25 protein-coding genes and 1 other RNA gene are annotated in these 26,024 nt (G+C 39.0%); 14 read left to right on the top strand and 12 right to left on the bottom strand.

Features of this window, described 5'->3' with window-relative positions; genetic code table 11:
- The first annotated feature begins 66 nt into the window (after nucleotides 1-66).
- Genes FAZ15_RS17760 through FAZ15_RS17750 form a run of 3 tightly spaced genes read left to right on the top strand, consistent with a single transcriptional unit; the run spans nucleotide 67 to nucleotide 1,820 of the window.
- Nucleotides 67-582, top strand: a complete 516-nt coding sequence (locus FAZ15_RS17760) for a hypothetical protein (protein WP_136902660.1) — start codon at nucleotides 67-69, stop codon at nucleotides 580-582.
- Nucleotides 542-1,069, top strand: a complete 528-nt coding sequence (locus tag FAZ15_RS17755; RefSeq protein WP_162304999.1) for a hypothetical protein — start codon at nucleotides 542-544, stop codon at nucleotides 1,067-1,069. Before FAZ15_RS17760 ends, FAZ15_RS17755 begins: the two co-directional genes overlap by 41 nt.
- Nucleotides 1,053-1,820: a YoaK family protein gene (locus tag FAZ15_RS17750; protein WP_136902658.1), complete on the top strand. Its 768-nt coding sequence runs from the start codon at nucleotides 1,053-1,055 to the stop codon at nucleotides 1,818-1,820. Before FAZ15_RS17755 ends, FAZ15_RS17750 begins: the two co-directional genes overlap by 17 nt.
- On the opposite strand, the gene FAZ15_RS17745 is transcribed toward FAZ15_RS17750, so the two are convergent.
- Together FAZ15_RS17745 and FAZ15_RS17740 are read right to left on the bottom strand one after the other, a co-directional pair.
- Entirely contained in the window at nucleotides 1,786-2,934 is a 1,149-nt protein-coding gene (locus tag FAZ15_RS17745; protein ID WP_136902657.1) for a PepSY-associated TM helix domain-containing protein, read from the bottom strand. The two genes, FAZ15_RS17750 and FAZ15_RS17745, sit on opposite strands and share 35 nt — an antisense overlap.
- Nucleotides 2,935-5,100, bottom strand: a complete 2,166-nt coding sequence (locus FAZ15_RS17740; RefSeq protein WP_136902656.1) for a TonB-dependent receptor — start codon at nucleotides 5,098-5,100, stop codon at nucleotides 2,935-2,937.
- Between the two features lie 445 nt (nucleotides 5,101-5,545).
- Here FAZ15_RS17740 and hisG point away from each other — a divergent pair, with 445 nt between their 5' ends.
- From hisG to FAZ15_RS17725, 3 genes are all read left to right on the top strand, one after another.
- Nucleotides 5,546-6,397, top strand: a complete 852-nt coding sequence (gene hisG, locus FAZ15_RS17735) for an ATP phosphoribosyltransferase (protein ID WP_136821981.1) — start codon at nucleotides 5,546-5,548, stop codon at nucleotides 6,395-6,397.
- A complete protein-coding gene (hisD, locus tag FAZ15_RS17730; protein WP_136821982.1) occupies nucleotides 6,397-7,683 on the top strand; it encodes a histidinol dehydrogenase in 1,287 nt (428 codons plus the stop codon). Before hisG ends, hisD begins: the two co-directional genes overlap by 1 nt.
- 76 nt (nucleotides 7,684-7,759) lie before the next feature.
- Complete coding sequence (locus FAZ15_RS17725) at nucleotides 7,760-9,058, top strand: NAD(P)/FAD-dependent oxidoreductase (RefSeq protein ID WP_229707615.1); 1,299 nt, start codon at nucleotides 7,760-7,762, stop codon at nucleotides 9,056-9,058.
- Nucleotides 9,059-9,137: 79 nt separating this feature from the next.
- Here FAZ15_RS17725 and FAZ15_RS17720 read toward each other — a convergent pair whose 3' ends face one another.
- Nucleotides 9,138-10,346, bottom strand: a complete 1,209-nt coding sequence (locus FAZ15_RS17720; protein ID WP_136902655.1) for a hypothetical protein — start codon at nucleotides 10,344-10,346, stop codon at nucleotides 9,138-9,140.
- 141 nt (nucleotides 10,347-10,487) lie between these two features.
- Between FAZ15_RS17720 and ssrA the strand changes: the two genes are divergently transcribed.
- Nucleotides 10,488-10,855: a transfer-messenger RNA gene (gene ssrA, locus FAZ15_RS17715) on the top strand.
- A gap of 112 nt (nucleotides 10,856-10,967) precedes the next feature.
- Here the strand turns inward: ssrA and FAZ15_RS17710 are convergent.
- The 5 genes from FAZ15_RS17710 to FAZ15_RS17690 form a co-directional block, all read right to left on the bottom strand.
- A complete protein-coding gene (locus tag FAZ15_RS17710) occupies nucleotides 10,968-11,618 on the bottom strand; it encodes a hypothetical protein (protein ID WP_136902654.1) in 651 nt (216 codons plus the stop codon).
- A 516-nt stretch (nucleotides 11,619-12,134) separates the two neighbouring features.
- Nucleotides 12,135-13,859: a hypothetical protein gene (locus FAZ15_RS17705; protein ID WP_136902653.1), complete on the bottom strand. Its 1,725-nt coding sequence runs from the start codon at nucleotides 13,857-13,859 to the stop codon at nucleotides 12,135-12,137.
- Between the two features lie 3 nt (nucleotides 13,860-13,862).
- Complete coding sequence (locus FAZ15_RS17700) at nucleotides 13,863-15,143, bottom strand: hypothetical protein (protein WP_136902652.1); 1,281 nt, start codon at nucleotides 15,141-15,143, stop codon at nucleotides 13,863-13,865.
- An 11-nt stretch (nucleotides 15,144-15,154) separates the two neighbouring features.
- Entirely contained in the window at nucleotides 15,155-15,781 is a 627-nt protein-coding gene (locus FAZ15_RS17695) for a GIN domain-containing protein (protein WP_136902651.1), read from the bottom strand.
- Between the two features lie 10 nt (nucleotides 15,782-15,791).
- The gene (locus tag FAZ15_RS17690) at nucleotides 15,792-16,265 is read right to left on the bottom strand and encodes a hypothetical protein (RefSeq protein WP_136902650.1); all 474 of its coding nucleotides are present in this window, start codon (nucleotides 16,263-16,265) and stop codon (nucleotides 15,792-15,794) included.
- A gap of 166 nt (nucleotides 16,266-16,431) precedes the next feature.
- Between FAZ15_RS17690 and FAZ15_RS17685 the strand changes: the two genes are divergently transcribed.
- Both FAZ15_RS17685 and FAZ15_RS17680 read left to right on the top strand, forming a co-directional pair.
- Nucleotides 16,432-16,848 carry a helix-turn-helix transcriptional regulator gene (locus FAZ15_RS17685; protein ID WP_136902649.1) on the top strand — a complete coding sequence of 139 codons (417 nt, stop codon included), beginning with the start codon at nucleotides 16,432-16,434 and terminating at the stop codon, nucleotides 16,846-16,848.
- A gap of 471 nt (nucleotides 16,849-17,319) precedes the next feature.
- A complete protein-coding gene (locus FAZ15_RS17680) occupies nucleotides 17,320-17,868 on the top strand; it encodes a GNAT family N-acetyltransferase (protein WP_202912448.1) in 549 nt (182 codons plus the stop codon).
- Nucleotides 17,869-18,664: 796 nt separating this feature from the next.
- Here the strand turns inward: FAZ15_RS17680 and FAZ15_RS17670 are convergent.
- Nucleotides 18,665-18,949: a DUF6922 domain-containing protein gene (locus FAZ15_RS17670; protein WP_136902648.1), complete on the bottom strand. Its 285-nt coding sequence runs from the start codon at nucleotides 18,947-18,949 to the stop codon at nucleotides 18,665-18,667.
- Between the two features lie 264 nt (nucleotides 18,950-19,213).
- Between FAZ15_RS17670 and FAZ15_RS17665 the strand changes: the two genes are divergently transcribed.
- Entirely contained in the window at nucleotides 19,214-19,696 is a 483-nt protein-coding gene (locus FAZ15_RS17665) for an ASCH domain-containing protein (protein WP_136902647.1), read from the top strand.
- 117 nt (nucleotides 19,697-19,813) lie between these two features.
- On the top strand, nucleotides 19,814-20,230 hold the full coding sequence (locus FAZ15_RS17660; RefSeq protein WP_202912447.1) for a GNAT family N-acetyltransferase: 417 nt from the start codon (nucleotides 19,814-19,816) through the stop codon (nucleotides 20,228-20,230).
- Nucleotides 20,231-20,284: 54 nt separating this feature from the next.
- Here FAZ15_RS17660 and FAZ15_RS17655 read toward each other — a convergent pair whose 3' ends face one another.
- The 3 genes from FAZ15_RS17655 to FAZ15_RS17645 all read right to left on the bottom strand — a co-directional run bounded on the left by FAZ15_RS17655 (nucleotide 20,285) and on the right by FAZ15_RS17645 (nucleotide 22,995).
- Entirely contained in the window at nucleotides 20,285-20,584 is a 300-nt protein-coding gene (locus FAZ15_RS17655) for a winged helix-turn-helix transcriptional regulator (RefSeq protein WP_202912446.1), read from the bottom strand.
- 89 nt (nucleotides 20,585-20,673) lie between these two features.
- Nucleotides 20,674-21,693 carry an LLM class flavin-dependent oxidoreductase gene (locus FAZ15_RS17650; protein WP_136902644.1) on the bottom strand — a complete coding sequence of 340 codons (1,020 nt, stop codon included), beginning with the start codon at nucleotides 21,691-21,693 and terminating at the stop codon, nucleotides 20,674-20,676.
- Nucleotides 21,694-21,870: 177 nt separating this feature from the next.
- Nucleotides 21,871-22,995 (bottom strand): LLM class flavin-dependent oxidoreductase, encoded by a 1,125-nt coding sequence (locus FAZ15_RS17645; RefSeq protein ID WP_136902643.1) that lies wholly within the window; start codon nucleotides 22,993-22,995, stop codon nucleotides 21,871-21,873.
- 328 nt (nucleotides 22,996-23,323) lie between these two features.
- Between FAZ15_RS17645 and FAZ15_RS17640 the strand changes: the two genes are divergently transcribed.
- The 3 genes from FAZ15_RS17640 (at nucleotide 23,324) to FAZ15_RS17630 (ending at nucleotide 26,000) form a co-directional block, all read left to right on the top strand.
- The gene (locus tag FAZ15_RS17640) at nucleotides 23,324-24,079 is read left to right on the top strand and encodes an NADPH-dependent F420 reductase (protein ID WP_136902642.1); all 756 of its coding nucleotides are present in this window, start codon (nucleotides 23,324-23,326) and stop codon (nucleotides 24,077-24,079) included.
- A gap of 142 nt (nucleotides 24,080-24,221) precedes the next feature.
- Nucleotides 24,222-25,040, top strand: a complete 819-nt coding sequence (locus FAZ15_RS17635; RefSeq protein WP_136902641.1) for an SDR family NAD(P)-dependent oxidoreductase — start codon at nucleotides 24,222-24,224, stop codon at nucleotides 25,038-25,040.
- Between the two features lie 63 nt (nucleotides 25,041-25,103).
- Nucleotides 25,104-26,000 (top strand): helix-turn-helix domain-containing protein, encoded by an 897-nt coding sequence (locus FAZ15_RS17630; RefSeq protein WP_136902640.1) that lies wholly within the window; start codon nucleotides 25,104-25,106, stop codon nucleotides 25,998-26,000.
- The last annotated feature ends 24 nt before the right edge of the window (nucleotides 26,001-26,024 follow it).

Here is a 26,024-nt window from a genome sequence, read left to right as displayed (position 1 = left end):
AAAAACTAATGTGAGGCTAATCTCGTTGCAATTTCGGTGTCCTAACTTTGAAAAAAAAATCAAAATATGGCTAGGACAAAGCGTGTTCTCATTCAAACAGACTTCACTGTCAATTCACTAAATATTGTTGTAGATCTACTAGATCGGTATCCCGATCAATGTTTTGAAATTATCCTCGTACATGGTTTACAATCTGATAATTCCATTACTGAGTTACTTGGTTTTCACGCTGAAGATCATCTCGAAGAATTACAGACTGAAGAATTTATTAAAGCATGCCAGCTCATGCGTTCGAAATATGGCGACCGCATAAATGAAATGTATGCGGATATCATCACATCCCAAACGAACAATTACTTTAGGAATTACTGCAAGGGCAGCCGAGTAGATCATCTTGTAATTGCAGAGGATTATAGGTTTGAGAGCGCTACACCGAGAAGTTTCGATCTATTGGAAATATTTAATAAGAATTCCAATGTCGGTCTTTCGGCAGTTTACTTAGCTACGCGGTTAGAAAATGTCCCTGTTATAGATAAGTTAGATGGTTTATTTTTTAGGAGGAATTGGCATGTTACATTTTAAGCGAAAAAGACTACTTGCAATCACCTATATCTTATTGGTTTCGTTGTTGCTTACTGCAGCATACATGGTTATGCATTTTGAGAATCCTGAACGCCTTATCCAAGGCGAATGGGTCGAAACGGGGTGGTATTTAGAAAAAACCGATAGCAAGGCACGACATTCTGAATGGGAGCTACAACATAGCTTAAGAGAAGAAATTATGAAAGACCTTGAGTTGTTTAATGTCAAAGTCTGGGAGTTCGACAACGATGGAACGATCAAAGCGGCTAATAATTCATTGAATGAACGCATAGAGTGGTATATCAGAGGCAGGGGGCATATTTTGCAATTAGTTAGGGAAGGTAAACAACTTGAAAGTTTCCAGATCGCCAATATAGATCGAAATACATTAGAATTGCACCTTAATCTGGATCTACAAGTGAGGGGGGTGCTGAAAATTAAATTAGAAAGAAGGGGATATCAAGAAGATTATGCTGAGAAAATATAGTAATCATAGAACTGTTAGCGATAACATTAAGTTGGGGGGGCTGACGGCCTTTTCAGCGGGTATGGTGAATGTGATATCGGTTATCGTCTTTTTTGCATTTACGTCGAATATTACCGGATATTATGCGGTTTTTGCACAGGAGTTATCGAAGGGAAATTGGTACCAAGGAGCTGTTGTGCTTTTCTGGATTCTTTTATTCTTCTTTGGAGGTGTGATTTCAAATGCCGTGATTATTCACGGAAAGAGTTTATGGGGGCAGTATGTATCACACGCGATTCCTGTTGTACTAGAGCTTTTAAGTATCCTATTTGTAGGAGTGTACCTCGATTTTTTTTACAATGACTCTTTGCAAGAAACCGAACTTTTGGTAGGTGCCTTGTTATTTGCAATGGGGCTGCAGAATGGTTTAACAGCCAGTATCTCAAATTCAGTTGTAAAGACCACCCATTTAACCGGCTTAACGACCGATTTGGCCATTATGGTTTCGATGTTCACAAAGGCAAAGAACAGACAAAATAGACAGTTGGTCGACAAATTTCATTTGTTGTTGGTTATTTTGTTTTCCTATTTTCTTGGCGGATTGCTCAGCGGGGTGTATTATTTTTACTTTGGTAATCAAACATTTTATTTAGTATGCTTTGTGCTAGTGCTCATCGCTTTCTTTGATTTTTATAAATTAAAGCGCGTGAAGTATCTTTATGAAAGACGGGCACGGATTAAGAAATCTTCCTACTCTTATTCCACCAGATAATATATCCGGTTACAGGTAAACTGGCGCATATCAACGAAATGAAAAAAGCAAGTATTTTAGTCGGCATACCCCGGATGTTACCGGTGTGGATATCATAGTTTAGCGATGCGATTTTATCACCTGTAGCCAGCGATTTGCTTGATTTTATTTCCTTAATGCGGAGATCCTTTTTGTTAAAATAGTACCATTCAAAAAGCCCGCTCCGTTGTTCAAGATGTCGGATTTGTATATCGACTGTCGGAGCCTCTATCGATCTAAGACGTATTGACATCATACCTGCGTGGCTATGTTTTGCTAAAGCATAATGCAGCGCATTGTCCAGCGGATCGGTGTACATACTATCTATTGACGCCAGAGGTTTTAGTTGTGCGATTTGAGCGTAATCGTTTGTCGAAAAATTATTCAGAAAAGATGTATACCCCTTTTTGAACTCCGGAAACGAGAAGACCAGTCCGGTAATAGCTAGGATCAGTGCCAGAAGGAAGCTATAGAAACCGAGTACATTATGTAGGTCATAGTTGAAGCGTTTCCATTTCACTTTGGTCTTGAGCCAAATGGCGCGCTTAAGGGTTTTACCTTTCCATTTTTTTGGCCACCAGAGTATTATTCCAGATAGCAAGAGAAGAACAAAAATAGCGGTTGAATAACCTACCACCGGATGACCATACTTTTTACCGAGTAGTAAATGAAGATGCATTTGTAACATCAGCTGAAAAAACTCAGTTTTAGAATTTTCAATCGCTGCGACCTCTCCGGTATACGGGTTAACGAAAATCCGTTTGTAGTATACATAATAATTCCAATACCCAAACGCGCTTTCGTCTGTTTCCTGTGCACGGAATACCCAGGTTCGGTCCGGTGCAGGATAAAGATCAACGCGAGAGACGCGCTCTTCCTGTCCAAGTGCTCTCTGCGCAATGTGGAGTAATTCACTTAAAGGCAGGGGAGATGCTTGATCGATTTGCTGCTGGATAATATATTTTTGTGGGTATACCAGTAGCTTGAGATCATCGTGAAAGGTATAGAAACATCCCGTAATGCTCAGGATGAACACCACGATGCCCGTTATTATGCCAAGCCACTTGTGAAGCCAAAGAACTACTTTTTTAAACATTTAAAATCTGTAGTTGACGTTTAATGAAGCAATTGTTCCCATGCCTTTTACATAGTTGACGTTTTCAGCCCGATATTGACTAAGTACGGTATAAAAATCTGTGTTAAAAAGATTCTCTATCCCCAAGCCCATTGACCATTGATTATTTATCCTATGTGAAGCATTTAGATTAAAGAGGTTTACATCGTTTACAGAACCTTCTGCAGCACGGTACTTTCCGGTAGATTCAACTGGTTCGAATCGATCCCTAGCACTGGTATGTACCCAGAAGAGCTGTATATTCCAAGCAGGATTTGGCGTAAAATAGAGGTATCCCGTCGCTTTAGGAGGACCTATCAATGATCCATTAATATAGTTTTTGGTTCCATTTTCCTGCTCGGATTTTCCTTCAACATAGGCATATGTGCCACCTACTGTCCACTGGGGAGATAATCTCGCATTTAATGCTATCTCGTATCCGTAGATATTTTGAGGTGTACGTTGTGGCATCAGATAACCTCCTACATCTACAAGTTCGGCACCCAATTTTGAGGTACTTCGATAGTACGCCGCAGAGAGCTGAAATATACTATATGTGCTGGAAAAACCTATTTCATAATTATTTGTGATAATGGGATCTGTTTTCAGACTATCCAGATCATTGTCTGTGGCTCTCCGCACAATACGTCCGAGTTCGTTGATAGCAAATCCTTGCGAAAAACTGATAAATGGATTGAAAAAATCATATTTATTGAAACGCAAGCCGGCATTAAACATTGTTCCCCGATAGGGAATCTTACCGCCTGTTACGGCAATACTACCTGCATTGTCGGGACCTGTAGCTATCGTATTGAAATCGTTGATTTTTACCGAAGCATTTTCATATCGGAGTCCACCTTTGAAGATCAAATTTTCTAAAAAGTCAATCTTTAGTTGTGCATAAGGAGCCATATTGATCATATCCATATTAGGAATGTATACTCTTCCGTCGGTTAAATCTTGATTGGTCACATCGTTAAGTAAGTCGAGGCCATATGTGACCTCGGAAGGGAATTGACCTAATAGAAAGGGTGTATTTAGATTGATACGTAGTCCTTTTTTTGTTGAATTTATTTGTGTTTGCCCTGGTCCATACCACGCTGTCGCATTCGCGACATAGCGGTTCATTGACCTAAATGTATTGTAATAACCAGATACCTGTAATAGCGTGTTGTTAAAGAGATTGTTTTTGGTATAGGTTAACATTGCATTGTGATTGTACGGTGTACCGGCAGGCTCTCCCGGATCTTCCCCTTTAATCCCTATGGTCGGCGATTCTCCATATATACCAGCCTGACTAATGTATTTTGCATGCTGTGTGCTGTTATATAAATTGTAAACTGCAACTAAAGAGGAAGAAGCGTCAATATCATAACCCAATTTAACAAACGCATTATATTGGTAACTGTTTGACAATCCATCTGTTTGCCCCAGTGCTAGACCATCGGCGTCTCGTTGTAATCCCATGTAGTCTGCCGAACCACTTGCTGTATAACTGAATTTGTTAAGACGACCATATAAACTTTGGGCAATCCGATAACCGGCTGTTTCACCACTTCGGTAGGGTTGTATTGTACTTCTCACTGTGGTAACACCCCCAATAGGATTGCTTAGGCTATCGTTTCTTTTGGTAATATAGTTGATGATCCCTCCAGCTGAACCATTTCCATATATAGAAGTAGCACCTTTGATCACTTCAACACGCTCGATGACGCTGGGATCTATGGACCGTATATCTCGCTGTCCATTCATCAAGGGAGTAGATTGCGGAATTCCATCAATCAGTACCAACACCGATCTGCCCCGTAGCGTTTGTCCGGAATTCGTGGCTTTATTAGTCGCGGTACCTAATCCCGGAATTGTATTACCTAGTATACTTGCTAAATTGGTGCTTATTTGGCTTTGTGCTTCGATCTCTTTCGTAGAGAGGATAGAAATAGAAGAAGGTACAGTCGATATACTTTCAGGTTTACGACCAGCAGTCACCACTACTTCGTTAAGATTTTGCACGGTGTCCAATAATGTCAGTTTTGTTGAATTTTGGAACCTCACGTTTTGAGCTGATGTATGTAGTCCGTTGATAAGAAGTAAGCCTATCGCTAACGACTGAATATAATGATGTTTTTGAAAATTGAATATATAACACATTTATTTAGACTGATTTTAAATTGGTGCAAACTTATATAAATTTGTATTTATATGCAATTACAATTGTATAATAAAATGAGAAAATTCATCAGTCTCTCCTCAGTCTCTTAAAATGTACTTATCGAGGGACTGTAGTAAGATTTGAAAAACAGGAAAACTCGTCCGGTAGTAGCGATATTCAATATTTGGATCCGTTTTTCTGATAGAAAATGAACAGGAGGGATCCCTTTAAAAATATAGCAACTATTTTTTGTAAAAGTTGATTAAAAAGCTACTTTTGTATATTATTAGTAATTAATGACATATTTGTTTACACATCACGTACATTTCCATCATCGCCAGTGCGGCGATATGTAATTTTATGTGTTTCTACGTGAAGCAATTTTCCCTTTGTGTCTATATCAAAATATTAATAATTTTATTCAACTAACATCAAAAAATCATTTTGAAAAATCTAAAAATAGCTATCCAGAAATCGGGTAGATTAAACGAGAAATCAGTACAACTTCTAAAAAACTGCGGTCTTGATTTCGAAAATTATAAAAGCTCTTTAATCACAACTGTTTCTAATTTTAATCTTGAAATTCTTTTTTTACGCGATGACGATATTCCGGGATATGTAGAGGAGGGGATAGCAGATCTAGGTATAGTAGGTGAAAATGTCATTGACGAGACCGAATCAAAAGTTACCTATCTGCAAAGACTGGGCTTTGGAAAATGTACATTAAAATTAGCTATTCCAAAGGATTCGGATATTCAAGACCTAAAAGATTTAAATGGAAAATCCATAGCGACATCCTATCCGGTAATTCTTCAAAACTTTTTAGCTGAATATAATATTCAGGCCGATATCCAAGAAATATCAGGATCCGTGGAGATTGCACCGGGCTTGGGACTTAGTGATGCGATCTGTGACATCGTTTCTACCGGGGGAACGCTAAAAAGTAATGGATTAAAACCATTTGCTGATGTGCGTAAATCAGAAGCGATTTTAATTGGACGTGATGGTCTGGAAGAAAACGAAATTTTATGTGAGTTATTACAGCGTATACAATCGGTATTAAGAGCTAAAGAGACGAAATACGTGGTGTTGAATGTGGAGAAATCTAATCTGCCATTGATTACGGAGCTGCTCCATGGGGTTAAAAGTCCTACAGTGGTTCCTTTGGCTGAAGAGGGTTGGGTTGCTGTCCACACCGTGATTTCGGAAGATGATTTCTGGGGGAAAATTAACAGATTAAAGTCGGCTGGGGCGCAGGGAATAGTCGTAATGCCTATTGAAAAAATCATTTTGTAATGTTAAAAACGTATCACTATAACAACTTATCGCGTGAAGAAATTGATGAACTCGTAATCCGCAATACAGATCCCAATGATGCAATTCTGGAAACGGTAATTTCGATCGTAGAAGAAGTGAAGACCAATGGCGACCCGTCATTGCGGAATTTTGCAGCTAAATTTGATCAGGTTGAGATCGATCAGTTGTATCTGGATGAATCCGATATTGACCTATTGGCTGCTACTATTTCCAGAGACCAGCAACGTGCTTTGGAAATCGCTTTTCAGAATATTCACAAATTTCACAGCACCCAGCTTCGTAAAGAACGGGTCGTAGAGACGATGCCCGGCGTAAAATGTTGGCGAGAGGTGCGTCCTATCGAAAAAGTTGGGCTGTATATTCCAGGAGGCTCAGCAGTTTTGCCTTCGACCCTTTTGATGTTAGGTGTTCCTGCACGCATCGCGGGATGCCGAGAGATCGTCGTCTGCTCACCTCCCCAGAAATCGGGTAAGATCAACGGTTTTGTTGCCTATTGTCTCAAATTACTTCAAATCAAAAGAATCTATCTGGTAGGAGGTGCACAGGCTGTGGCCGCTATGGCCTATGGTACAGAGTCTATTCCCAAAGTCGATAAAATATTTGGCCCTGGAAACCAATTTGTAACCAAAGCCAAAAGTTTTATTCAAGGAAAGACGAATGTAAGTATTGATATGCCGGCTGGCCCGTCTGAGGTATTGGTTATTGCAGATAAGTCGGCAAATCCAGCCTTTGTCGCTGCCGATCTGTTGGCGCAGGCTGAACATGGTGTCGATAGTCAAGCCGTTTTAGTGTCGACAGACATTGATTTAATACAAGCCGTAAACGACGAATTGGCTAAACAATTGGCTGTGCTGCCTCGCGCAGAACTGGCGCAAAAAGCCATCGAAAATTCGTACGCAATTTTAACGGAAGACCTGCGAGAAGCGATACAGTTTTCGAATGTATATGCTCCTGAACACCTGATCTTAGAAACAGATAATTGGCAGACCATTACTTCTTTAATACTAAACGCAGGTTCGGTATTTTTAGGACACCTTACGCCCGAGAGTGCAGGTGATTATGCTTCAGGTACCAATCACACCTTGCCGACATCGGGATACGCCCGTTCATATTCAGGCGTATCCGTTGATTCCTTTGTCAAGAAAATTACCTTCCAGCACATTTCAGCAGAAGGTCTTGAGCAAATCGGGTCAACGGTAGAAATATTAGCAGAACTGGAAGGGTTGCATGCCCATAAAAATGCCGTATCCATTCGTAAAACGTAATCTCAAATAGCTACTTGGGAAATTTATAGAAAACATTCATTTATAGTAGATGTTATACATATACTTGATCTAATCCATGAGATCGATAAAAGAATTAAGCAATATGGGAGAAAATATAAAACATATCGTCGTCGTAGGCGGGGGATTTGCGGGCATAAATTTCATTAAGTCCATCTGTGACGACAAACGGTATCACATTACGTTAGTCGATATCAATAATTATAATTTTTTCCCTCCGCTTATTTACCAAGTAGCTACGGCCTTCATTGAACCGTCGAATATCAGTATGCCTTTTCGAAGAATGTTCTACAAGAACAATAATGTATATTTCCATTTGGGCACCTTAAAGCAGATTGATTCGGATAGCAGGAAAATTATCACGGACAATGGTAGTCTATCATACGATTATCTGGTTTTGGCGGTTGGGACAGAAAGTAATTACTTCGGACTTGAAAATGTAAAGGATAATGCCTATCCTATGAAAACCGTTTCCGAAGCGTTGGGGATCCGTAATAAGCTCCTTTTGAATATGGAAGAATTTATTCGCTACCAGGGTACGCCGGAGGGGGAGGGTTATCTGAATATCGTAATTGCTGGAGGAGGTCCTTCCGGTGTGGAGATAGCAGGTATGGTGGCTGAATTAGGGCAGCGTATTATTAAAAAGGAGTATCCTGAAATCAAAGATTTTAGTGCACATATTTATTTGGTAGATGCTGCCAAAACCCTGTTAGGTCCAATGAGTAGCTTGGCACAGGAGGAAGCAAAACGTGTGCTGGAAAAACTTGGCGTGAAAGTGATCCTGGATGTAGCAGTAAAGGATTATGTCGATGAGCATGTTATTTTGAGTAACGATGTACGCATAAAAACGAAGACCTTAATTTGGACTTCCGGTGTCACCGGACGCGAATTGCCGGGGCTACCTACTACGGTGATCACCCGCGGGCGCCGTGTTCTGGTCAATGAGTACAACGCCGTACAGGGATTTGACAATATCTTTGCCCTGGGTGATATCTGTTATCAGACTAGTGATCCCAACTATCCTAATGGACATCCACAGCTTGCACAGGTAGCCATTCAGCAAGGAATACTGTTAGCAAAGAATCTTAAATCAAGAGATGCTAAAGATACGTTAAAACCATTTTCTTATGTTAATAAAGGAAGTATGGCCGTTATTTCAAGGTATAATGCCGTAGCAGATTTACCTTCGTTTTCATTTAAAGGATTCTTTGCTTGGCTTACCTGGTTGATCATTCATCTGTTTCCGATTGCAGGATTTAGGAATAAATGGAAACTTTTAGGCAATTGGATGTATGCTTTTTTCTCTACAAATTCAACTTTACGGTTGATTATAAAGGGTGTTACGAAAAAAGTTTAGGTTTTTGTAGAGTAACGGTTTTTCCGAAATAAAACAAGGTCCACTTTTGACGGTGGACCTTGTTTTATTTCGGAAAATATTATTTTTTCTTCTTGACCTTTTTCTTAATGTCTTTCGTGATTCTCTTCTTTTCTTTCTGCACATCTTTATAGAATCCCTTAATCACGTCTTTGATTTTATCCAATGTACCTTCTTCCTTTTTAGACTTTTTATCTTTTTTAGCGACCAATTTTTTATCTTTTTTTGGTTTACTAACTTTTTTGCTAGATTTTTTCTCGTCAGTCTTTTTCTTTGTTTTTTTATCTAACGCTTTTTTTGCTTTAGCATCTTTTACTTTGCCAGGTGCGTCTTCTTTATAGCCGGCTTCTTTCTCGATTTTTTTAGCTTCTTTTTTAGTCGCTTTTACCGCTGGTTTTGCAGGCGCTGCTGCGGGCTTAGCTGTTGTAGCAGAGCTGGATGCAGTAGCCGGTTTTGCCGGTGCTGCTGCTGGTTTTTTAGCCGGTGGTGTAGTTGTAGCAGAGCTAGAAGCGGTAGCCGGTTTTGCCGGTGCTGCTGTTGGTTTAGCTGCCGGTGTAGTTGTAGCCTTAGCCACAGGCTTTGCTGTTGTAGCAGAGCTAGAAGCAGTAGCCGGTTTTGCCGGTGCCGTTGCTGGTTTTGTAGCTGCAGGTGTAGTTGTAGCCTTAGCCGCGGGCTTTGCTATTGTAGCAGAGCTAGAAGCAGTAGCCGGTTTTGCCGGTGCCGTTGCTGGTTTTTTAGCCGGTGGTGTAGTTGTAGCCTTAGCCGCAGGCTTTGCTGTTGTAGCAGAGCTAGAAGCAGTAGCCGGTTTTGCCGGTGCCGTTGCTGGTTTTTTAGCCGGTGGTGTAGTTGTAGCCTTAGCCGCAGGCTTTGCTGTTGTAGCAGAGCTAGAAGCAGTAGCCGGTTTTGCCGGTGCCGTTGCTGGTTTTTTAGCTGCAGGTGTAGTTGTAGCCTTAGCCGCGGGCTTTGCTGTTGTCGCAGAACTAGAAGCAGTAGCCGGTTTTGCCGGTGCTGCTGCTGGTTTTTTAGCCGGTGGTGTAGTTGTAGCCTTAGCCGCAGGCTTTGCTGTTGTCGCAGAGCTGGATGCAGTAGCCGGTTTTGTAGGTGTCGCTACTGGTTTTTTAGCCGCTGGTGTAGTTGTAGCCTTAGCTGCGGGCTTTGCTGTTGTAGCAGAGCTGGATGAAGTAGCCGGTTTAGCCGGTGTATTCTTCGAATTTGTAGATTCCGCAGCAGATTTTGAACCCGTCGCAGATTTATTGGTATCTTCTGACATATTGTATTAATTAATTTTGTCTACTTTTTTATTGGACAACAACAAGTTAAAGAAAATTGTTTGCATCTCGAAATTTTTATTAAACTTTTTGATGATCTACTATTCAAATAATATGTTTAGATTTGTACCTTATACATGATTGGGCTCGACCGGAATTGACAGGATAGAGATGATTATGTAAGCATGCAGTGCGTTGTTAGTAGAGCACTTTAATCTGAACTTTCAACTTTACAACTGGCGAAGAAAACTACGCCTTAGCTGCTTAAGTTAGACTTAACATAGCTATTTGTCCCGTTAGATCCTGTTCTTTGGTTTAACATCAGGGGCATCGAACAATAGAACTGGCCAATGTGATTTTGCTAATCATTGGTAAGACACAGCAAATACGGAGAACAGTATAGGTACGCTACTCACCTTCTCTCTCCCGACAATTAAAGAGAAGCTAAGCATGTAGAAAGCGTAAATTATACTATGTTTGGACGAGGGTTCGAATCCCTCCGGGTCCACAAAATAAAAGCTCAACGAAAGTTGGGCTTCTATTTTTTTAGGAGGATTCGAAATGTATTCGCTCAATCCCTCCGGCTCCACAGATTAGTAAGCAGAACGTATCCAAAATCCTACCTACCGTACCCTCAAACTCACAACATCGCTCCAATCTCCGGTTCCGTAGCTATTTATAGCGCGTACCTTAATGAAAACTGTTGATCGGGATGGTATACCCTTAATCACGTTATTCCGAGATCGGGTAGTAAAAAGTGAATTCTCCCACTGAAGTTTTGGCGAATAGGGTTCAACTTCATCATATGATGTCCATACCGCATACCTGCACTCATAGGTCAGGTCTCTGCCCAACGGATTGAAATCGAAACGGACTTCGTCGAATAGTTGCCCATCCGAAAGCCGACCGCCAGTAGGTACGCTGGGGACCGTTCCCTTCTTCCGTCCTGTAAATACGGGAAACCCCGATGTATATAGGATAGACAATTTCCCCTTGGCCACAAAATTGACATAAGCCGCCAGCTCGCCTAATAGAGTGGCTAAGCGTGCCTTACTCTCTCGTTTGAGCACCCTGTCGACGCGTCCCTGCGTCCAGTTAACTTGTGCCAAGTTCCTCAAATACTCATTATAGGCACTTTCCACTTCTGAAAGCGATGGAGTGGGATCGGGGAAGTGAGGATTTCTTTCCATTGACGAAAGTATAACATCCGCTTCTACTAATAGCACGCTATCTCTATGCTGACCAAAGCCTCCTAATGCACGTATGTAGCTCATAATTAACGTTTTTAGATTTACTTATTTATATATTAGATCAGATAATGACACTCACTTCGAGGAAATATGATGTAATTGTATACTAATATGTCGTTAATATAACTAATATTAACGTTATTTTAAAATACAATAGCGTAGAGTTATTTAAAATTAACGTTAATGTTTTTTTAAATTACGGTATTATAAAATATGAATACGTTGTAATATATTATATAAACGTTAATATAAATTAAAGTAACTTAAAAATGACTCTATTTAACGTAATTATTTGATAAAATAACCGAATAAACTTATTCAATGACGTTAATTTAAAATATAGCAACGTTAAATTAAATTATAATTACGTAAGTTTATCCTAAAGTACCGTTATTTTGCTACGATTCTGAACAAAATAATTGGTATATTTTATTGAATCGTTTCAGGCCTAGAGCGGTTTCGATAAGGAGGGTGACGGATAAAAGGAAATAACAAAGTCGTTGTTCTTTGGGACAACGACTTTAAAGTATATCTACATATTTATTTACGAATTAGGTTGCTACATTGTTCCAAAAACCGCTCACATCGTTCGTCGTAACGATAAGCTTCATCCCAACCAACCATGGACCAACCCTGATATCGCGTATCTTTTACAGTTTGCGCAAATTCATCGAATAGCGATTTTTCTTCTTCGGTATTACGTGGAAAGATATCGTTTGGAAATTGCCATAAACTAGCACACAGACTGAACAAATGTTTTAGATTGTATTGGTATGGCGCATAGTCATAAAAATATTCTAGTAAACCCAAACATGCTTGTTCAATAGCTTGATTATAAAGAAGCACTTTAATTTCAACCTCTTCGGATTGATCTATCGCTTTACCTCCATTGTAGAAGCCACTTGCGTTATTTTCTCTTTGGTACCATTTTGTCTTCGCCTCTTTCATTTCGTCTTGAGTACGCTCTCCATTGTGTTCATGAAATTGCCACTTCAATAAATTGATCTCCGTACCATGAAGCGGATCCACATATTGCAAAGACCGATGGAAGAATGCACTATTTTTGTCCAACTGTTTCTGTATTTGATCTCGAGTGAAAGAAAGCAATAAAACAGAAACTTCCAATTCTTTATTTATCGATGCTTGAATATTACCTATTGTCTCCCGAATATCGTTTTCGCTAACAATTAACAAATCGAAGTAGTAATCATAAATGTTAGTATTTGAAGGTTTATTAATACCATTGATGACAAATGATCTCGTTCGCTGACCAACTAGATAGATGCCTTGTATGTCAATTGTATTCTTCAAACGAGTAATAATCAATTCCAACTTCTTATCAGCAGCGCTTTTGTAGACATCATATTCTGGCTTCATAGTATCGTCATTAGAAATGCTTCGTAGCGACTTTTCTTGACTTTCGACACGATCTTCTAATTTCTCTTTCGGATTAACGACCTCAAAAGGGTAGTTTTTAAAATTCGTCACGGAATCCTGAAATATCGTGTCTGTGATCTGCATGAAGTTCTCCATACGTTGTTCCAGGTTCAGTAGAATATCAAGATCGACGTCAAAATCATCTTCATAGCGTGCCGCCCGATATACCCCCTCTAAAAATTGAAGGAGAATTTCATCTTCTGGCTTGCCTTCTTTAAATATAGTGGCTAGTGACGGTGCTATTCTAACAATATAACGATGGTGGGACCTGATGGAGTGTGTTGCGCGCTCCTTTCCCATGACCATAATCTCCATGCATCTATACCGCAACTCAAATACCTGATGCAACATAAATCCTGCGTGTGAAAGCGATCCTCGCTCTTTGAAATAATAGTAGCCCTCTTTAAACTCATTAATTTTATGATTTTCACGCGCAAATAATTCGTTTACCGACTCCAGCGTATTTTTGTTGGAATGCCCTTCAGGGTATAGCTCGAATTTTGACGATGGATTTTGATAAATAAGTTTATCTGGATGGCAGGTCATGTGTAAATATAAGTTCCCATCAATAAGCTTACTTTTTACCTGAAACGCTACTAAAGTGACATGATGAAACTTCGGAAAATCCTTTAAGGACATTCTAATCTGTGGATCTAGTTCGCCTACAGATTTATGCTCCTTGTTGGATAATAGGATAACCAACTCGTAGAAAGGAACATCAACAGCATAGTAGGTATTCAGGAATATCCGATCGATATTGTATCTGCTTGCTAGAATCAGAATGATGCTATTTAAATCAGTCTGATCATTTTTATTTGTAATTCCCATAACTTATAAATTTCCGGTTTCATTTTCAACTTTTTGTAATTCTGTCTGCTTATCATGATCGAATATTGGCGGATAGCATACACCTTCATTCTTGGTTCTACGTTTGCGCAGATCCAAAACGATTAGAGTTAACACATCTAAAACTTTCAATAGTCTTTCTCTTGTTGCAACTTCCTCTTTGTCTAAATCTTTATATTTTTCGGAATATTTGCCCTCTAGATAGGTCATGATTCTGCTTTCAACCATGTATATCTCTTCGCGTACATCAACGCCATAAAACAATTTTGACAAAGCCTTTGGAATGTCTTTTTGTCTTTTATTGCTTAAACTCTTCGGCTTCCAAGTTGCTATATCTTCTTCTGGTATTGGACAGCGTAAAAAGTCAATCTTGTCTGGATCAAGCCAGTCTTCAGGAAAATAATCTGTTTGTAATAACATCCATCCGGATTGGAGCAACCACCTTAAAGTATATCGCAGATCACGAGCAGTCAATACTATGCCGCCTTTTCCACAGGGGCACGTGGGGTACAAATACAAAATGCTTTGTCTAACGTTATTATAGCTTTGTTCATAAAAAGTATCGCTAGTCATTACTAAAGGACTGGCACTTTGATAACCGTTTATATAATCTGTTCCAAGGTAGTCAACTATCAAGTATTTGTTTGGTGGTGGATAATCAATGGCCGCCCAGTGGTAAGCTACATAACAAGCTTCACGTAGTTTTAAGAGCTGTTCGTAAGTTTTTAAAGCTGCGTATTCACCTCCACTTTCGAAGATGGATTCATTCTCACTTATACATCTTTTCCAATCATCTAACAAGTTTAGCCAAGACGACAGATCCATTTCGGAGAAAAAATTCTCAAATGCGATGACAAAATTTTGAATCTCTTCTCGTGTTAATTGAGTGAAATTATAATCGAAATGCGCTAAATGATGATTGAGCTTTTCGTCTTCGCGAGGTCGATATTTTTCTAAACAGCGGTAAGGATTTGGTAGCCATTGGATATCTATCCAGTCTTCTTCATACGTTAAACGTCTTTTATGATGTAAAAAATAATGTCCCCCCTTAACCATTAAGATGATGTTATCTAAATGATCAATTATGTATTCCTCTTTTGTTTCTCCTGTATTGTTTTGAGATGTGAGAATAACGAGGATGTCCCATAGCTTTTTCTTGAAAGATTCATAAGTGCCATATTGAATGGATTCAAGTATTCCTCCTTCGATTAGATACCATCGAATGTCCCACTCATCTTCTGGGTTTTTTAAATATGCATTGTTCATATTTGATAATTTTAAATTTTTATTTTATCACCGACATTGATTTGTCTTAACGCACAGCCTTCATCTAACTGCAATATTTTCATTCTCGGATTACCCCTGTAGTCCATTTTACTACGTCCGAACTCTAGCTTTTCTTCTAACCATATAGAGGCCTTAGCCTCGTCGTGGACGTGTATATTTCCTTCGGAAGCTTCCAGTTCCGATCCGTCATAAATACTTTTGTGGTGCGCCAAAACGCGTGAGATAATGGTCTCGCCCGACAGTTTTGCATACGCACTTTTTAGCACGGTACAATCGAGTGAAAAAGCGTCTACGGCTATATTCAGATTTCCTTCTCTTACGATTATACCCATATTTTGTAGGGTGAGTTTCTCTGATGAGCGAAAAAAGCATTTATCTAGCATCTGCAATCCTGTCAAGATTTTATAGGTGATCGTTATCTGCGGATAATAATCGTGTAGTAACAGATAACCGTAATATTCAGGCTTGGTGTATACAACTAATTGATCGTTGAGGATAGATATATTTACCCAATTCGCCTTTTCTCCGCTTTCGTCGATGGAGAAAGAGGGTTGTTCGCCATGTGATAGTTTAATCGTACAGCGAGTTTGTACAATTAAGTTGTTAAAATCATTCATGCTTTTTCAGTTAATATTCATTAAGTGTTGATATATCCCCTTTAGCTCTATCTCTTTTGTTAAACCATCGTCTGAACCAATGCTGCATATACATGTGGTTGCTTTTCCAAAAGAGTTTCATGTCCTCGTGATCCATGCCGTCTATTGTTTTACGTATTTTTCGGTCAGCTTTTAGTTCGTCAAACATCTGATTAATTTGCTTTTTAGTATACACAGGCTGGCCGTATTTGCAGGAAAGAATGTATTTTTTTGCTGTTTTCCGTTGTTTAGTCGTAGCAGAGTTATGATGGGAGTAGCTTAACATCCACATAAAATCGTTTAACAGTTTCTCGACCTTGATATCTAATATGGCACACAGCATTCTGAGATTTGATGGGATATCCAATTTTACCTCTCTGACTTTACTGGAATACATTTCATCGATTTCAGCATACTTGTGATACATGTCTACTGTTACAACACTGTCTTTCTTTTTTTTCTTCATATCAAATTTATTTTGGTTTACACAAATGAACGCAGCGTCATCCACGTACCGAACCAAAACAACTTGTATAAAACCAGCAGCCTTTGTATTCTACAACGCTATTCGTTTTGTACCATCTGAAGATATTTCGTATCTTGAACGCTGAATATTTGTTAACTTTGAACTTATGAGTACAACCAACACGACAAATCATATAGGAAGAAAAATCAGCCGTATCCGCGAACTGCGGGGAATGAAGCAGGAAGCCTTAGCTATTGAATTGGGAGTAAGTCAGCAGACGGTATCCAATATCGAAAAAAGTGCTGCTATCGAAGCTGATTTATTGGCTCAGGTAGCCGAAATCTTAGGTGTAACTCCGGAAGCTATTGAGAATTTTGATGAAGATAAAGTGCTAAATATTATTAATAACACTTTCACAAGCCACGACACGTCTACACTAAACGCAATAAATATACATCCAACCTTTAATCCTCTTGATAAACTTATTGAAGCGCACGAGGAAAACAAAAAACTTTACGAACGTCTTTTAGAAGCCGAGAAATCTAAGGTGGAGTATTTGGAGAGGTTGTTGAAGGGGGAATAATCCGTTTATTAAGAGTTAGATGACTATATTACTTACTTTCTTCCTAACCAAGAGTGATCGAAAAATAGGCAATAAGTATACACCATTTAATAAGAGATTACCGAACAGAATTTGGTATACAGATCAGCCCCGACGGTATAATAGCTTGGTAAGCCCAATTCGGTGAGGATGCTTTGTTTATACTTAATGAATCCACATATTACCACAAATGTATATCTCCAAGGATCGGCCGAAGCAATTCATTTTGCAGCATATTAATTGGCTGATTAGTAAGTACTGCTATCGTAGTATTAACGAATTTTTAAGTGATACAGAATTCTTGAAAATACAACAAGATGGTAAAAAGCTACCAGGCACTACTATAGCTCTTAGAAGAAGTCTTAAACGAAACCTGGGAGAATACAGGCACTGTTGTAAAACGTCTAAAAATGGACGAGATAATAGCGACAATATAGAATACTAATCAATGTAATGATGAAAATATATGCAGAAACAGAACGTTTAATTTTAAGAGAAATAGTACCGACAGATATTGATGGCATGTTCGAATTGGACTCCGATCCGGAAGTGCATAAATATTTAGGAAACAATCCGATAAAAGATAAGGGGCAGGTCGCGGCTATTATCGACTTTATTAGAAAACAATACTTTAAACACGGTATCGGAAGGTGGGCAGTAATCGATAAGCAAAAGAATGAGTTTATGGGATGGGCAGGGCTGAAGTATATCACGGAAGAAACGAATGGACACAGGGATTATTATGATCTTGGCTATCGGTTAATTAGACGTTACTGGGGAAAAGGTTTTGCGACTGAAGCAGCAATAGCTTCACTTGATTATGGTTTTAAGGAGTTAGGGTTAGACGAAATGTATGCCATCGCAGATTGTCTGAATAATGGATCAAACAAGATTTTGACTAAGGTTGGTTTTGCCTTCATTGAAGTGTTTGACCTTGATGCCGTAAACTGTAATTGGTACAGGATAGACAAACAATCTTATGACTTTGAATCATTGGCTTAAGACAACTACACGACTTAAGGTTGCCTTTCAGTACACCCTCCGGCTCCACAAAATAAAAGCTCAATAAAAGGAAGAGGCAACATATATCGGGCATACAGAGAAAAATAGAACCGTCTTGAAAGTTGCCGTTGTGATGATAGATAAAGACCTGCAGATTATTCGTGAAAAAGGTTGATCGAAAGAATGCGCCTAAGAACTTTAGCCGTATTCTACATGCCTATACGGATCCGGATAGAGGTTTTATCCTAATGGAAAGCATAGTTGGAAGAAACTATTGTTTAGAAAAGGACTTTCGTCGAAGCTAGTTACCAACTTGGTTACTTGCGAAAAAACCTTCTATTAAGTTTATACACAGTACGATTAACGGCCATGAACGCCGTGACTTCCATTTTTGTTAATAGGCTATAAAAATCACAGGAGGTTTGCATACGATCCCAGAATTCACTTTAATTTTCTTGTGGAATATGCATATATAAGCTCCGACACTAGCTCCAACACTCCCAAAGTTTAAAAACTCTACAAAGAAGCATATTGTGCTAATTCGGAACGCTTTAACTCCGACACTAGCCTTTGCGCAACTTTTATGGAATGGCTAATATTGCTTTTCGCTTTACAATATCTTAAGGGAACCTGCTTTTCCGATAATATGAGGAAAAAAGATGTCGATATCCGTGGATATCCGATGATTATATCGGATCGCTAAGTTAGTGCCACCATTTAAAAGCAGACCCCTCAAAACTTTTAAAAGATTGTAATTCACGAATAGTCTTTAACAGACCTGGAAAAATAGCAGACATTATTGATAACGTAAAAATTGCCTGACATGATAACGACGAGCAACAAGTTTACAGACCTCATTACTAATGCGTTCTTTTGTTTTTTGTAATTCTTTAACAATTTGGGTTTTACTATAAAGCTGTTCCAAGGGTTGGATATCTTTAACAAACGTTTCTGCAGTTGTAGCAATTAGCGCTCTAGGGATAATAAAATCCCTGTCATCCTGAATATCTAAATTCTTTGGATCGACATCCCAAAATAAGTATTTGAGAAAGATTTGGGATATATCCTTTATTGCGTTCATTTATACAAATTTACAGCATATTAAAAACAAAAGAAAATAAATTTGGGTACAAACCATCTATTTAACGGACTTGCGATTACCTTTTGTGGTACGGTAAGACCCAATTTTTAGGTCTTATCGTACCACAAAAGGTAATGATACTATTTTATCTTATTATCCTCAGTTTATAGCAGAATAGTAAATGGCGGTAATGGGTCAAAATGGTCACATATTTCCTAACTTTATTTTGTAAATTGCGATAGATCATAGGTTAATTGAAGAAATATGATAGATAGTTTTTGGAAAGAATTTCAAAATGAAATGCCGGAATATAGTGGTGTAGAAATGCCACCATCTTATTACTTTTGTGATAACGAAAAGGATACAAATGAATGTGCTGACCTCGTAAACAAAGGTATTAAACAAGCTACCACACATTCCTTATCCTGGTTGCAAATCCACGAAGAAAAACTACCTACAAACGGAGATCTGGCTATCGTGACCGATTGGCATGGAACTCCCGAGGCAATCATCAAAACAGTTAAAGTGGAGATTGTAAAGTTTGAAGATATCACAGCGGAATATGCTTTCATTGAGGGTGAAGGAGACAGAAGCTTAGGCTATTGGCAAAAGGTTCATTGGGATTACTACACACGAGAACTCAGTGATCATAGTTTGCAACCAACTCTCGATATGGAGCTGGTCTGCGAATACTTTGAGACAATTTGGCCGAAGAAACAACCTATATCTCAAATAATCCGCAAATGATGATTGATAAATTAGAGAGGGAACTTACTCAGATGAGAAAGGATTTATTCGATGAATAATAGTCATTTAAGGTTTTCCTTTACCAATTCACTTTCTCCTGGTGAGGAAGAGAGCGTTATGAAACTTTGGAATGGTGAGTACCCAGCTAAATTAGCCTACGACGCGGTAGAAGATTTTGAGACCTATATCAATGGGTTAGAAAGTCCCACGCATATTCTTGTTCAATTAAACAAGGAAATTGTTGGATGGGCAACAAAGTTCATCAGAGATCAAGAAAAATGGTTTGCAATAATCCTTTCTAGTTCTATTCAAGGGCAGGGTATCGGTTCCAAAATCATGAGCTATTTAAAAACTAATGAAGAAATACTTAGCGGCTGGGTGATTGATCATAACCAGGACATCAAAGTTAATGGTGAACTTTACCTATCGCCACTAAACTTTTACTTAAAGCAGGGCTTCAACATCGTAAAGGAACAGCGTTTAGAACTTCCAACATTGTCTGCAATCAAAATTCGTTGGAAAAATACTTCCTAAGTTTATTTCGTAAATGCATCCTCGATTGAGCTAAATTGTCAGGAAAACAAATGATCATTTCTCCGTCACCTTTTTCCTATGATTAATACCCCAATCTTTAAGAGCATAAATTAATGGGGTCAACGTGTCTGCATATTCCTCAAGCTGGTAAGAGATCTTTACTGGATATTCATCTATAATAATTCTCCTGAGCAGTTTATGCTGCTCCAGATCTTTCAGTTCTTTCGCCAATACTTTCGGTGAGATTCCGGGTATACTCTCTTGGATATCTGTGAAGCGATCATTGCCAACACCAACTGATATGATGATGGGTATTTTCCATTTCCCATTGATAACATCCAAAGTATCTCGCACTGGTTTTATAGTCTCTAGACAGTCACAGTGAACTTTTTTTTGTGCCATTGTTTTAATTTTACTATACTGATGAGCCGGTTACGTTAATTTTAGATAACGCTATCGACCGCATTGATTTCTTTCATTACTTCAGCAAACAATTCTGTCGACTTGATTCGATCCTTAAAATCATAAATCGTCGATACAACGATCAGTTCATCCACTTGCGTTTGTTCCAGAAACGCTTTCGTCTGTTCTTTTACGGTTTCCTTAGTCCCCACAAAGGAATATTTAAGCATCTTATGTACACTTGGATGATGGAAAATATCCTGCAAATCATCCGTCATTTCTGTTGGTGGATGCAGCGGCTGAGAATTTCCAGTCAAAATACCCAAAAACATCCTGATCACTGATGTAAACAATTTTTGTGCTTCTTCATCCGTTTCAGCAATAATCACATTGACACCCGCAATCGTGTAAGGTTTTTCCATCATTTCAGAAGGTTGAAACTCATCCCGATAGATTTTTAATGCCGACATTAAGTGATCTGTGGCAAAATGGCTTGCAAATGCATAAGGCAATCCTTTTCGAGCAGCTAGATGCGCACTATCTGTACTCGATCCCAAGATGTAAATAGGAACATCGGCATCTTCTGCGATCGGTGCTCTAACCTTCCCTGTGCTGTTAGAATTTGAAAAGTAATGCTCAATTTTCTCAATTTCCGCAGGAAAAGAGTGCGCTGCTTTCATAAAGTCCGATCGGATTTCTTGAGCCGTCAGCGTATCTGTACCTGGCGCTCTTCCCAGACCTAGATCAATCCGGTTTGGATAAAGATGCGCCAATGTTCCAAATTGCTCCGCAATGATTAAAGGAGAATGATTGGGTAGCATAATGCCACCCGACCCTACTCTTATTGTACTGGTGTTTTCGGCTACATAAAGTATGAGTAGCGAAGTGGCACTGCTGCCTACCGAAGCCGAATTATGATGTTCGGCAAACCAATAACGTTTATAATTATTTGCCTCTGCCACTTTAGCCAGTTCCAGCGACTGCTGTAATGTTTGTCTAAATGTACTGCCTTCTGATACGATGGCGAGTTCTAAAATGGAGTGAGCGATATGTTTCTTCATTTTTTCGAAATTTTGATTTTATTAAATAACAGATTACAAGAATAACAGCACCTACTCTCTTATCAAATAAATCAACGCAAAGTTATCAATTGAAACTTTATTATTGATAGCAATTAACAAAAGACACTGAATCCGTTTAAATTGCTCCCATGTTGAAAAGCAAATAGATTGATGTGACTAAAAGTTTCTGAATGCTGGTTTTGGAAGCTCGAGGTTTCCACGAAGCGTTGTTTCTTCATACTCGGTATGGAAGATTCCTCGTTCTTGTAATATAGGAACGACCAATTCGATAAAGTCTCTGAGACCATACGGATGATCTTGTTTGATCATCAGCATATCCATAATTCCCCCTTCGTACCAATTCTGAATTTCATCAGCAACACTTTCGGCAGACCCAAAAAATAGCGGTGGTGCAATTCGCTGATACGGATTCAGTGCCACCAGCTCCATATATTTTTGATAAGCTTCAGCATCCGTTCTTCCCACGATTGGATTTTGCGAAGTGGCGATCACAAAGTTGTCCGGATTTCTATTCTTCTCATCCAATTTTTTTCTAAGTGCCATGGCCGTATGTTTTATCTCTTGCAGCGAAAAACCGCCTATAAAAGCACCATCCGTGTAAGTAGTAGCCATGTCAACAAATGTTGGCGAACTGCCAGCAGTGTATAAAACAGGTCTTCCCTGAACAGAACGGCTTATATTCAACGGACCTTCGACAGAAAAATATTGCCCTCTGTAGTTTGTTAAATGCATTTTGTACTGATTCAAAAAGATTCCATTTTCTTTATCCCTTACAAATGCATCGTCCTCATAGGTGTCCCACAAGTTCCTTATAATTTCTAAAAACTCGCGGTGCATAGGATACTGGTCTGCTTTCGACAAGTGCCCTCGACTGAAATTAACCATCCCTCCCGGATTGGAAGTAATCGCATTCAGTGACGCTCTTCCTCGGCTTATTTTATCTAAAGACAGGACCTGACGCGCTACATTATAAGGATCTGTATAAGAACTTGAAGCCGTCATAGAAAGTCCTATTCGTTCGGTCTTCATGGCTAAGGCAGACATGATAGAGACGCCTTCAAACATACTCAGATAATGCGGAATATTTCCTGGACCAACGTGGCTGACGTCAATCAGAAATAAACTTTCAAATTTGGCATCTTCCGCAAGTTTGGCCTGTTGAACATAAAAGTCAATATTTTCGCTGGCGTCTGCCGGCATATCCGGATGTAGCCAAGAGGTATGATTCCAACCTGTACCTTCGATAATGGCGGCAAGTTTCAATTTCTTTTTATTACCCATATTACTTGGTGATTTATTTAAATGCCTTATCTCAACACGAGATTTTCTAAAGTATCGATCCAAACATTTTTACACCTTACAAAATTACGGGAAAATTACTAACCAAAAGATAGTAGTTACCTAAAGGAAAGTATAATTTATTATGATCAGTAAATATCGCTTTTAGCAGTTTTAAACGACAAACCGACTTTCCTAAAGGAAAGTCCTATACAATTGATAGTGATATAAGTATAACTTTGCACTGTACAACGCAGCGTAACGAACTGCTTTTGACTATCAAATAGATACTAGAATGACGATATACAATCCATTTAAAAATAAATAACATATGAAAATAGGAATAATAGGTACTGGAGCCATAGGCGGAACAATCGCCAAAAAAATGGCTGAGGCCGGTCACCAAGTGAAAATAAATAATGCAAGCGACATCGATCAATTGAATGCCCGTGCTGCGGAGTTGGGTGTAACAGCTGCTCAGCAGAAAGATGTGGTAAAGGATGTAGATGTCATTATTCTATCTTTACCGACTATCGCCATCCCCACTCTGCCCAAAGATTTATTCGCAGACGTCCCGGAAAATGTAATTGTGGTCGATACTTCCAATTATTATCCATTCCGTGATGCAGATATTGAAGAAATCAAAAATGGTAAGGTAGAGAGTGTTTGGGTATCTGAACAATTGGGAAGACCTGTAGTAAAAGCTTTCAATAACTTACTGGCGGAAACACTTGCCAGTGGTGGAAAAAAACCTGGTGCAGAAGACAGAATTGCAATGGCTGTAGCCGGTGATGACGCAGAGGCAAAAAAGGTAATAGCCGCATTGGTTAATGATGCTGGTTACGATGCAGTTGATTCGGGTAATCTTTCCGAATCCTGGAGACACCAGCCGGGAACACCAGCTTACTGTACAGAATTGGATGCAGCAGAGTTAAAACAGGCATTGGCAGATGGTGTGAAAGAAAATGCACCTATTTTGAGAGATAAAGCTATTGTTGAACTTTCAGCTAGGTCAAGCTACCCGTCTCATCCCGATGTTGTTAAATTCAATAGAGCATTGTTTGAAAAAAAACCAAAAACAAAGTAAAAAACTGAACGACAACTAGAAAATTGAATTTGATCGCCAGTAAAGGTTGGTAAAAACGTTTCATTATTGCCTACTTTTGTATCATAATAGCAGGTAAAAATTTGCGGAAATTTGTCCATATCAAGTATTTAAAAATAATAGAATGGCAAAGACAATTTTTATAACAGGTACATCTCGTGGCTTCGGAAGAATTTGGGCGGAAGCATTTTTAAGACGTGGCGATAATGTCGTGGCGGCTGTTCGTAATCCCGAAACCTTAGCAGAACTGAATCAAGAATTTTCATCAAATCTTTTGGTTCTTAAACTTGATGTTACAGACAGAATTGGAAGCTTTGAAGCAATTGAAACCGCAAAAAACCATTTTGGAAGTATCGATGTACTGATAAATAATGCAGGTTTTGGACACGTTGGAGCTGTAGAAGAACTTAACGAGGACGATGTAAGAGCGCAATTTGAAACCAATGTATTGGGTTCATTATGGATGATTCAGGCGGTTTTACCAATTATGCGTGCGCAAAATTCGGGTCGGATTATTCAGCTTTCAAGTGCTTTGGGATTAAATACAGTACCGTTAATGGGTCTTTACAGTGCCACTAAATTTGCAGTTGAAGGGCTTACAGAAACATTGGCCAGCGAAGTAAGCGGTTTTGGCATTCAAGTAACCATTGTAGAACCGAGCGGATTCGCTACAGATTTCTTTGGAAACAATTCTCTTGCGGTCAGCACAACAGTTGCTGCTTACGATACCATAAGAAAAGGTTTCTATGATCACGCAGCAGACCAAGATTCTGGCGATCCAGATGCCACGGCTACAGCTATCCTAAGTTTAGTTGATGCCGAAAATCCACCATTGAGACTGCTGTTGGGCAAAAACACATTCACCTGGACACAACACACGTATGCCGAGCGTCTTAAAACCTGGGAATCTTGGCAAGATATCTCCGTAGCAGCACACGGTTAACAGAATTTAAAACAAGCAGAATCTGAATTTTCTGAAATCTGTTTTTAATATGGCTTTAAAAAGATGGATCATTTCAACAAAATAAGTGAACTTCACGAGGCTTTCGGTATCAATCCACCTGAAAACCCACTTTTCAGCGTAGTTTATGGAGAACAAGATATGTGCAAGGGAAATAATAAACTTGAATTTTCCTCTGGATTTTACATCATCGGATTCAAAAAATTGAAATCCGGAAGCATGTCTTATGGTAAAACTAAATATGACCATGACCGGGGTTCGCTGTCATTCATAAAGCCGTTGCAGAAAGTGGCATTCCAAAATGTTATGCTAGAAGAAAAAGGCTTTCTAATCATTATCCATGAAGATTTTTTAGCCGGAACAGCCCTGTACAACGAAATCAAGAAGTACAGTTATTTCGACTATGAAGTCAACGAAGCCTTACACCTTTCTCCTGCAGAAGAGGAGATCATCTGGAATTTGTATTTCAACATCGAAAAAGAGTACCATAATAATACGGACGAACTCAGCAAATCAATTATTATCAGCCATCTGGATTCTTTATTAAAATACGCACAGCGATTTTATAAAAGACAATTCATCAACCGAAAGCAGTTAACCGGCGCGACAGTTACAAAGTTTAATGCCTTGCTCGTTGCTAATCTTGAAGAACGAAAAACAAAAGAAATCGGATTGCCGACAGTCGCTCTAATGGCAGAAAAATTAAATATTTCTTCTCGTTATCTAACTGATCTGCTTAAAGAAGAGACAGGGAAGACGGCGTTAGAGCTTATTCATCTTTTTTTAATCGGTGAGGCAAAAAATTTATTGACCGAAGGAGAACTCAATATCTCTGAAATTTCGTATCTGCTAGGCTTTGAAAATACCACCTACTTTTCACGTCTTTTTAAGAAAGAAGTTGGGCGTACACCAAATGAATTTAGAGGAAGCTTTTTAAATTGAAAATATAACGCTTTGATAGAACCA

This window comes from Sphingobacterium olei, from assembly GCF_005048855.1.
In the GTDB taxonomy this organism is placed as follows: domain Bacteria; phylum Bacteroidota; class Bacteroidia; order Sphingobacteriales; family Sphingobacteriaceae; genus Sphingobacterium; species Sphingobacterium olei.
Note: the sequence above shows the minus strand (reverse complement) of the source record. Positions and strands in the feature narration are given on the sequence as shown.

Excerpts from the sequence above, each read along its gene's own strand:
- FAZ15_RS17710 (WP_136902654.1), bottom strand. The coding sequence starts at position 11,618 with ATGAGCTACATACGTGCATTAGGAGGCTTTGGTCAGCATAGAGATAGC.
- FAZ15_RS17720 (WP_136902655.1), bottom strand. The coding sequence starts at position 10,346 with ATGTCAGAAGATACCAATAAATCTGCGACGGGTTCAAAATCTGCTGCG.
- FAZ15_RS17750 (WP_136902658.1), top strand. The coding sequence starts at position 1,053 with ATGCTGAGAAAATATAGTAATCATAGAACTGTTAGCGATAACATTAAG.
- FAZ15_RS17630 (WP_136902640.1), top strand. The coding sequence starts at position 25,104 with ATGGATCATTTCAACAAAATAAGTGAACTTCACGAGGCTTTCGGTATC.
- FAZ15_RS17755 (WP_162304999.1), top strand. The coding sequence starts at position 542 with ATGGTTTATTTTTTAGGAGGAATTGGCATGTTACATTTTAAGCGAAAA.
- FAZ15_RS17760 (WP_136902660.1), top strand. The coding sequence starts at position 67 with ATGGCTAGGACAAAGCGTGTTCTCATTCAAACAGACTTCACTGTCAAT.
- FAZ15_RS17705 (WP_136902653.1), bottom strand. The coding sequence starts at position 13,859 with ATGGGAATTACAAATAAAAATGATCAGACTGATTTAAATAGCATCATT.
- FAZ15_RS17700 (WP_136902652.1), bottom strand. The coding sequence starts at position 15,143 with ATGAACAATGCATATTTAAAAAACCCAGAAGATGAGTGGGACATTCGA.
- FAZ15_RS17635 (WP_136902641.1), top strand. The coding sequence starts at position 24,222 with ATGGCAAAGACAATTTTTATAACAGGTACATCTCGTGGCTTCGGAAGA.
- FAZ15_RS17650 (WP_136902644.1), bottom strand. The coding sequence starts at position 21,693 with ATGAAGAAACATATCGCTCACTCCATTTTAGAACTCGCCATCGTATCA.
- FAZ15_RS17685 (WP_136902649.1), top strand. The coding sequence starts at position 16,432 with ATGAGTACAACCAACACGACAAATCATATAGGAAGAAAAATCAGCCGT.
- FAZ15_RS17670 (WP_136902648.1), bottom strand. The coding sequence starts at position 18,949 with ATGAACGCAATAAAGGATATATCCCAAATCTTTCTCAAATACTTATTT.
- FAZ15_RS17660 (WP_202912447.1), top strand. The coding sequence starts at position 19,814 with ATGAAACTTTGGAATGGTGAGTACCCAGCTAAATTAGCCTACGACGCG.
- FAZ15_RS17725 (WP_229707615.1), top strand. The coding sequence starts at position 7,760 with ATGAGATCGATAAAAGAATTAAGCAATATGGGAGAAAATATAAAACAT.
- FAZ15_RS17640 (WP_136902642.1), top strand. The coding sequence starts at position 23,324 with ATGAAAATAGGAATAATAGGTACTGGAGCCATAGGCGGAACAATCGCC.
- FAZ15_RS17680 (WP_202912448.1), top strand. The coding sequence starts at position 17,320 with ATGATGAAAATATATGCAGAAACAGAACGTTTAATTTTAAGAGAAATA.
- FAZ15_RS17740 (WP_136902656.1), bottom strand. The coding sequence starts at position 5,100 with ATGTGTTATATATTCAATTTTCAAAAACATCATTATATTCAGTCGTTA.
- FAZ15_RS17695 (WP_136902651.1), bottom strand. The coding sequence starts at position 15,781 with ATGAATGATTTTAACAACTTAATTGTACAAACTCGCTGTACGATTAAA.
- FAZ15_RS17690 (WP_136902650.1), bottom strand. The coding sequence starts at position 16,265 with ATGAAGAAAAAAAAGAAAGACAGTGTTGTAACAGTAGACATGTATCAC.
- FAZ15_RS17645 (WP_136902643.1), bottom strand. The coding sequence starts at position 22,995 with ATGGGTAATAAAAAGAAATTGAAACTTGCCGCCATTATCGAAGGTACA.
- FAZ15_RS17665 (WP_136902647.1), top strand. The coding sequence starts at position 19,214 with ATGATAGATAGTTTTTGGAAAGAATTTCAAAATGAAATGCCGGAATAT.
- FAZ15_RS17745 (WP_136902657.1), bottom strand. The coding sequence starts at position 2,934 with ATGTTTAAAAAAGTAGTTCTTTGGCTTCACAAGTGGCTTGGCATAATA.
- hisD (WP_136821982.1), top strand. The coding sequence starts at position 6,397 with ATGTTAAAAACGTATCACTATAACAACTTATCGCGTGAAGAAATTGAT.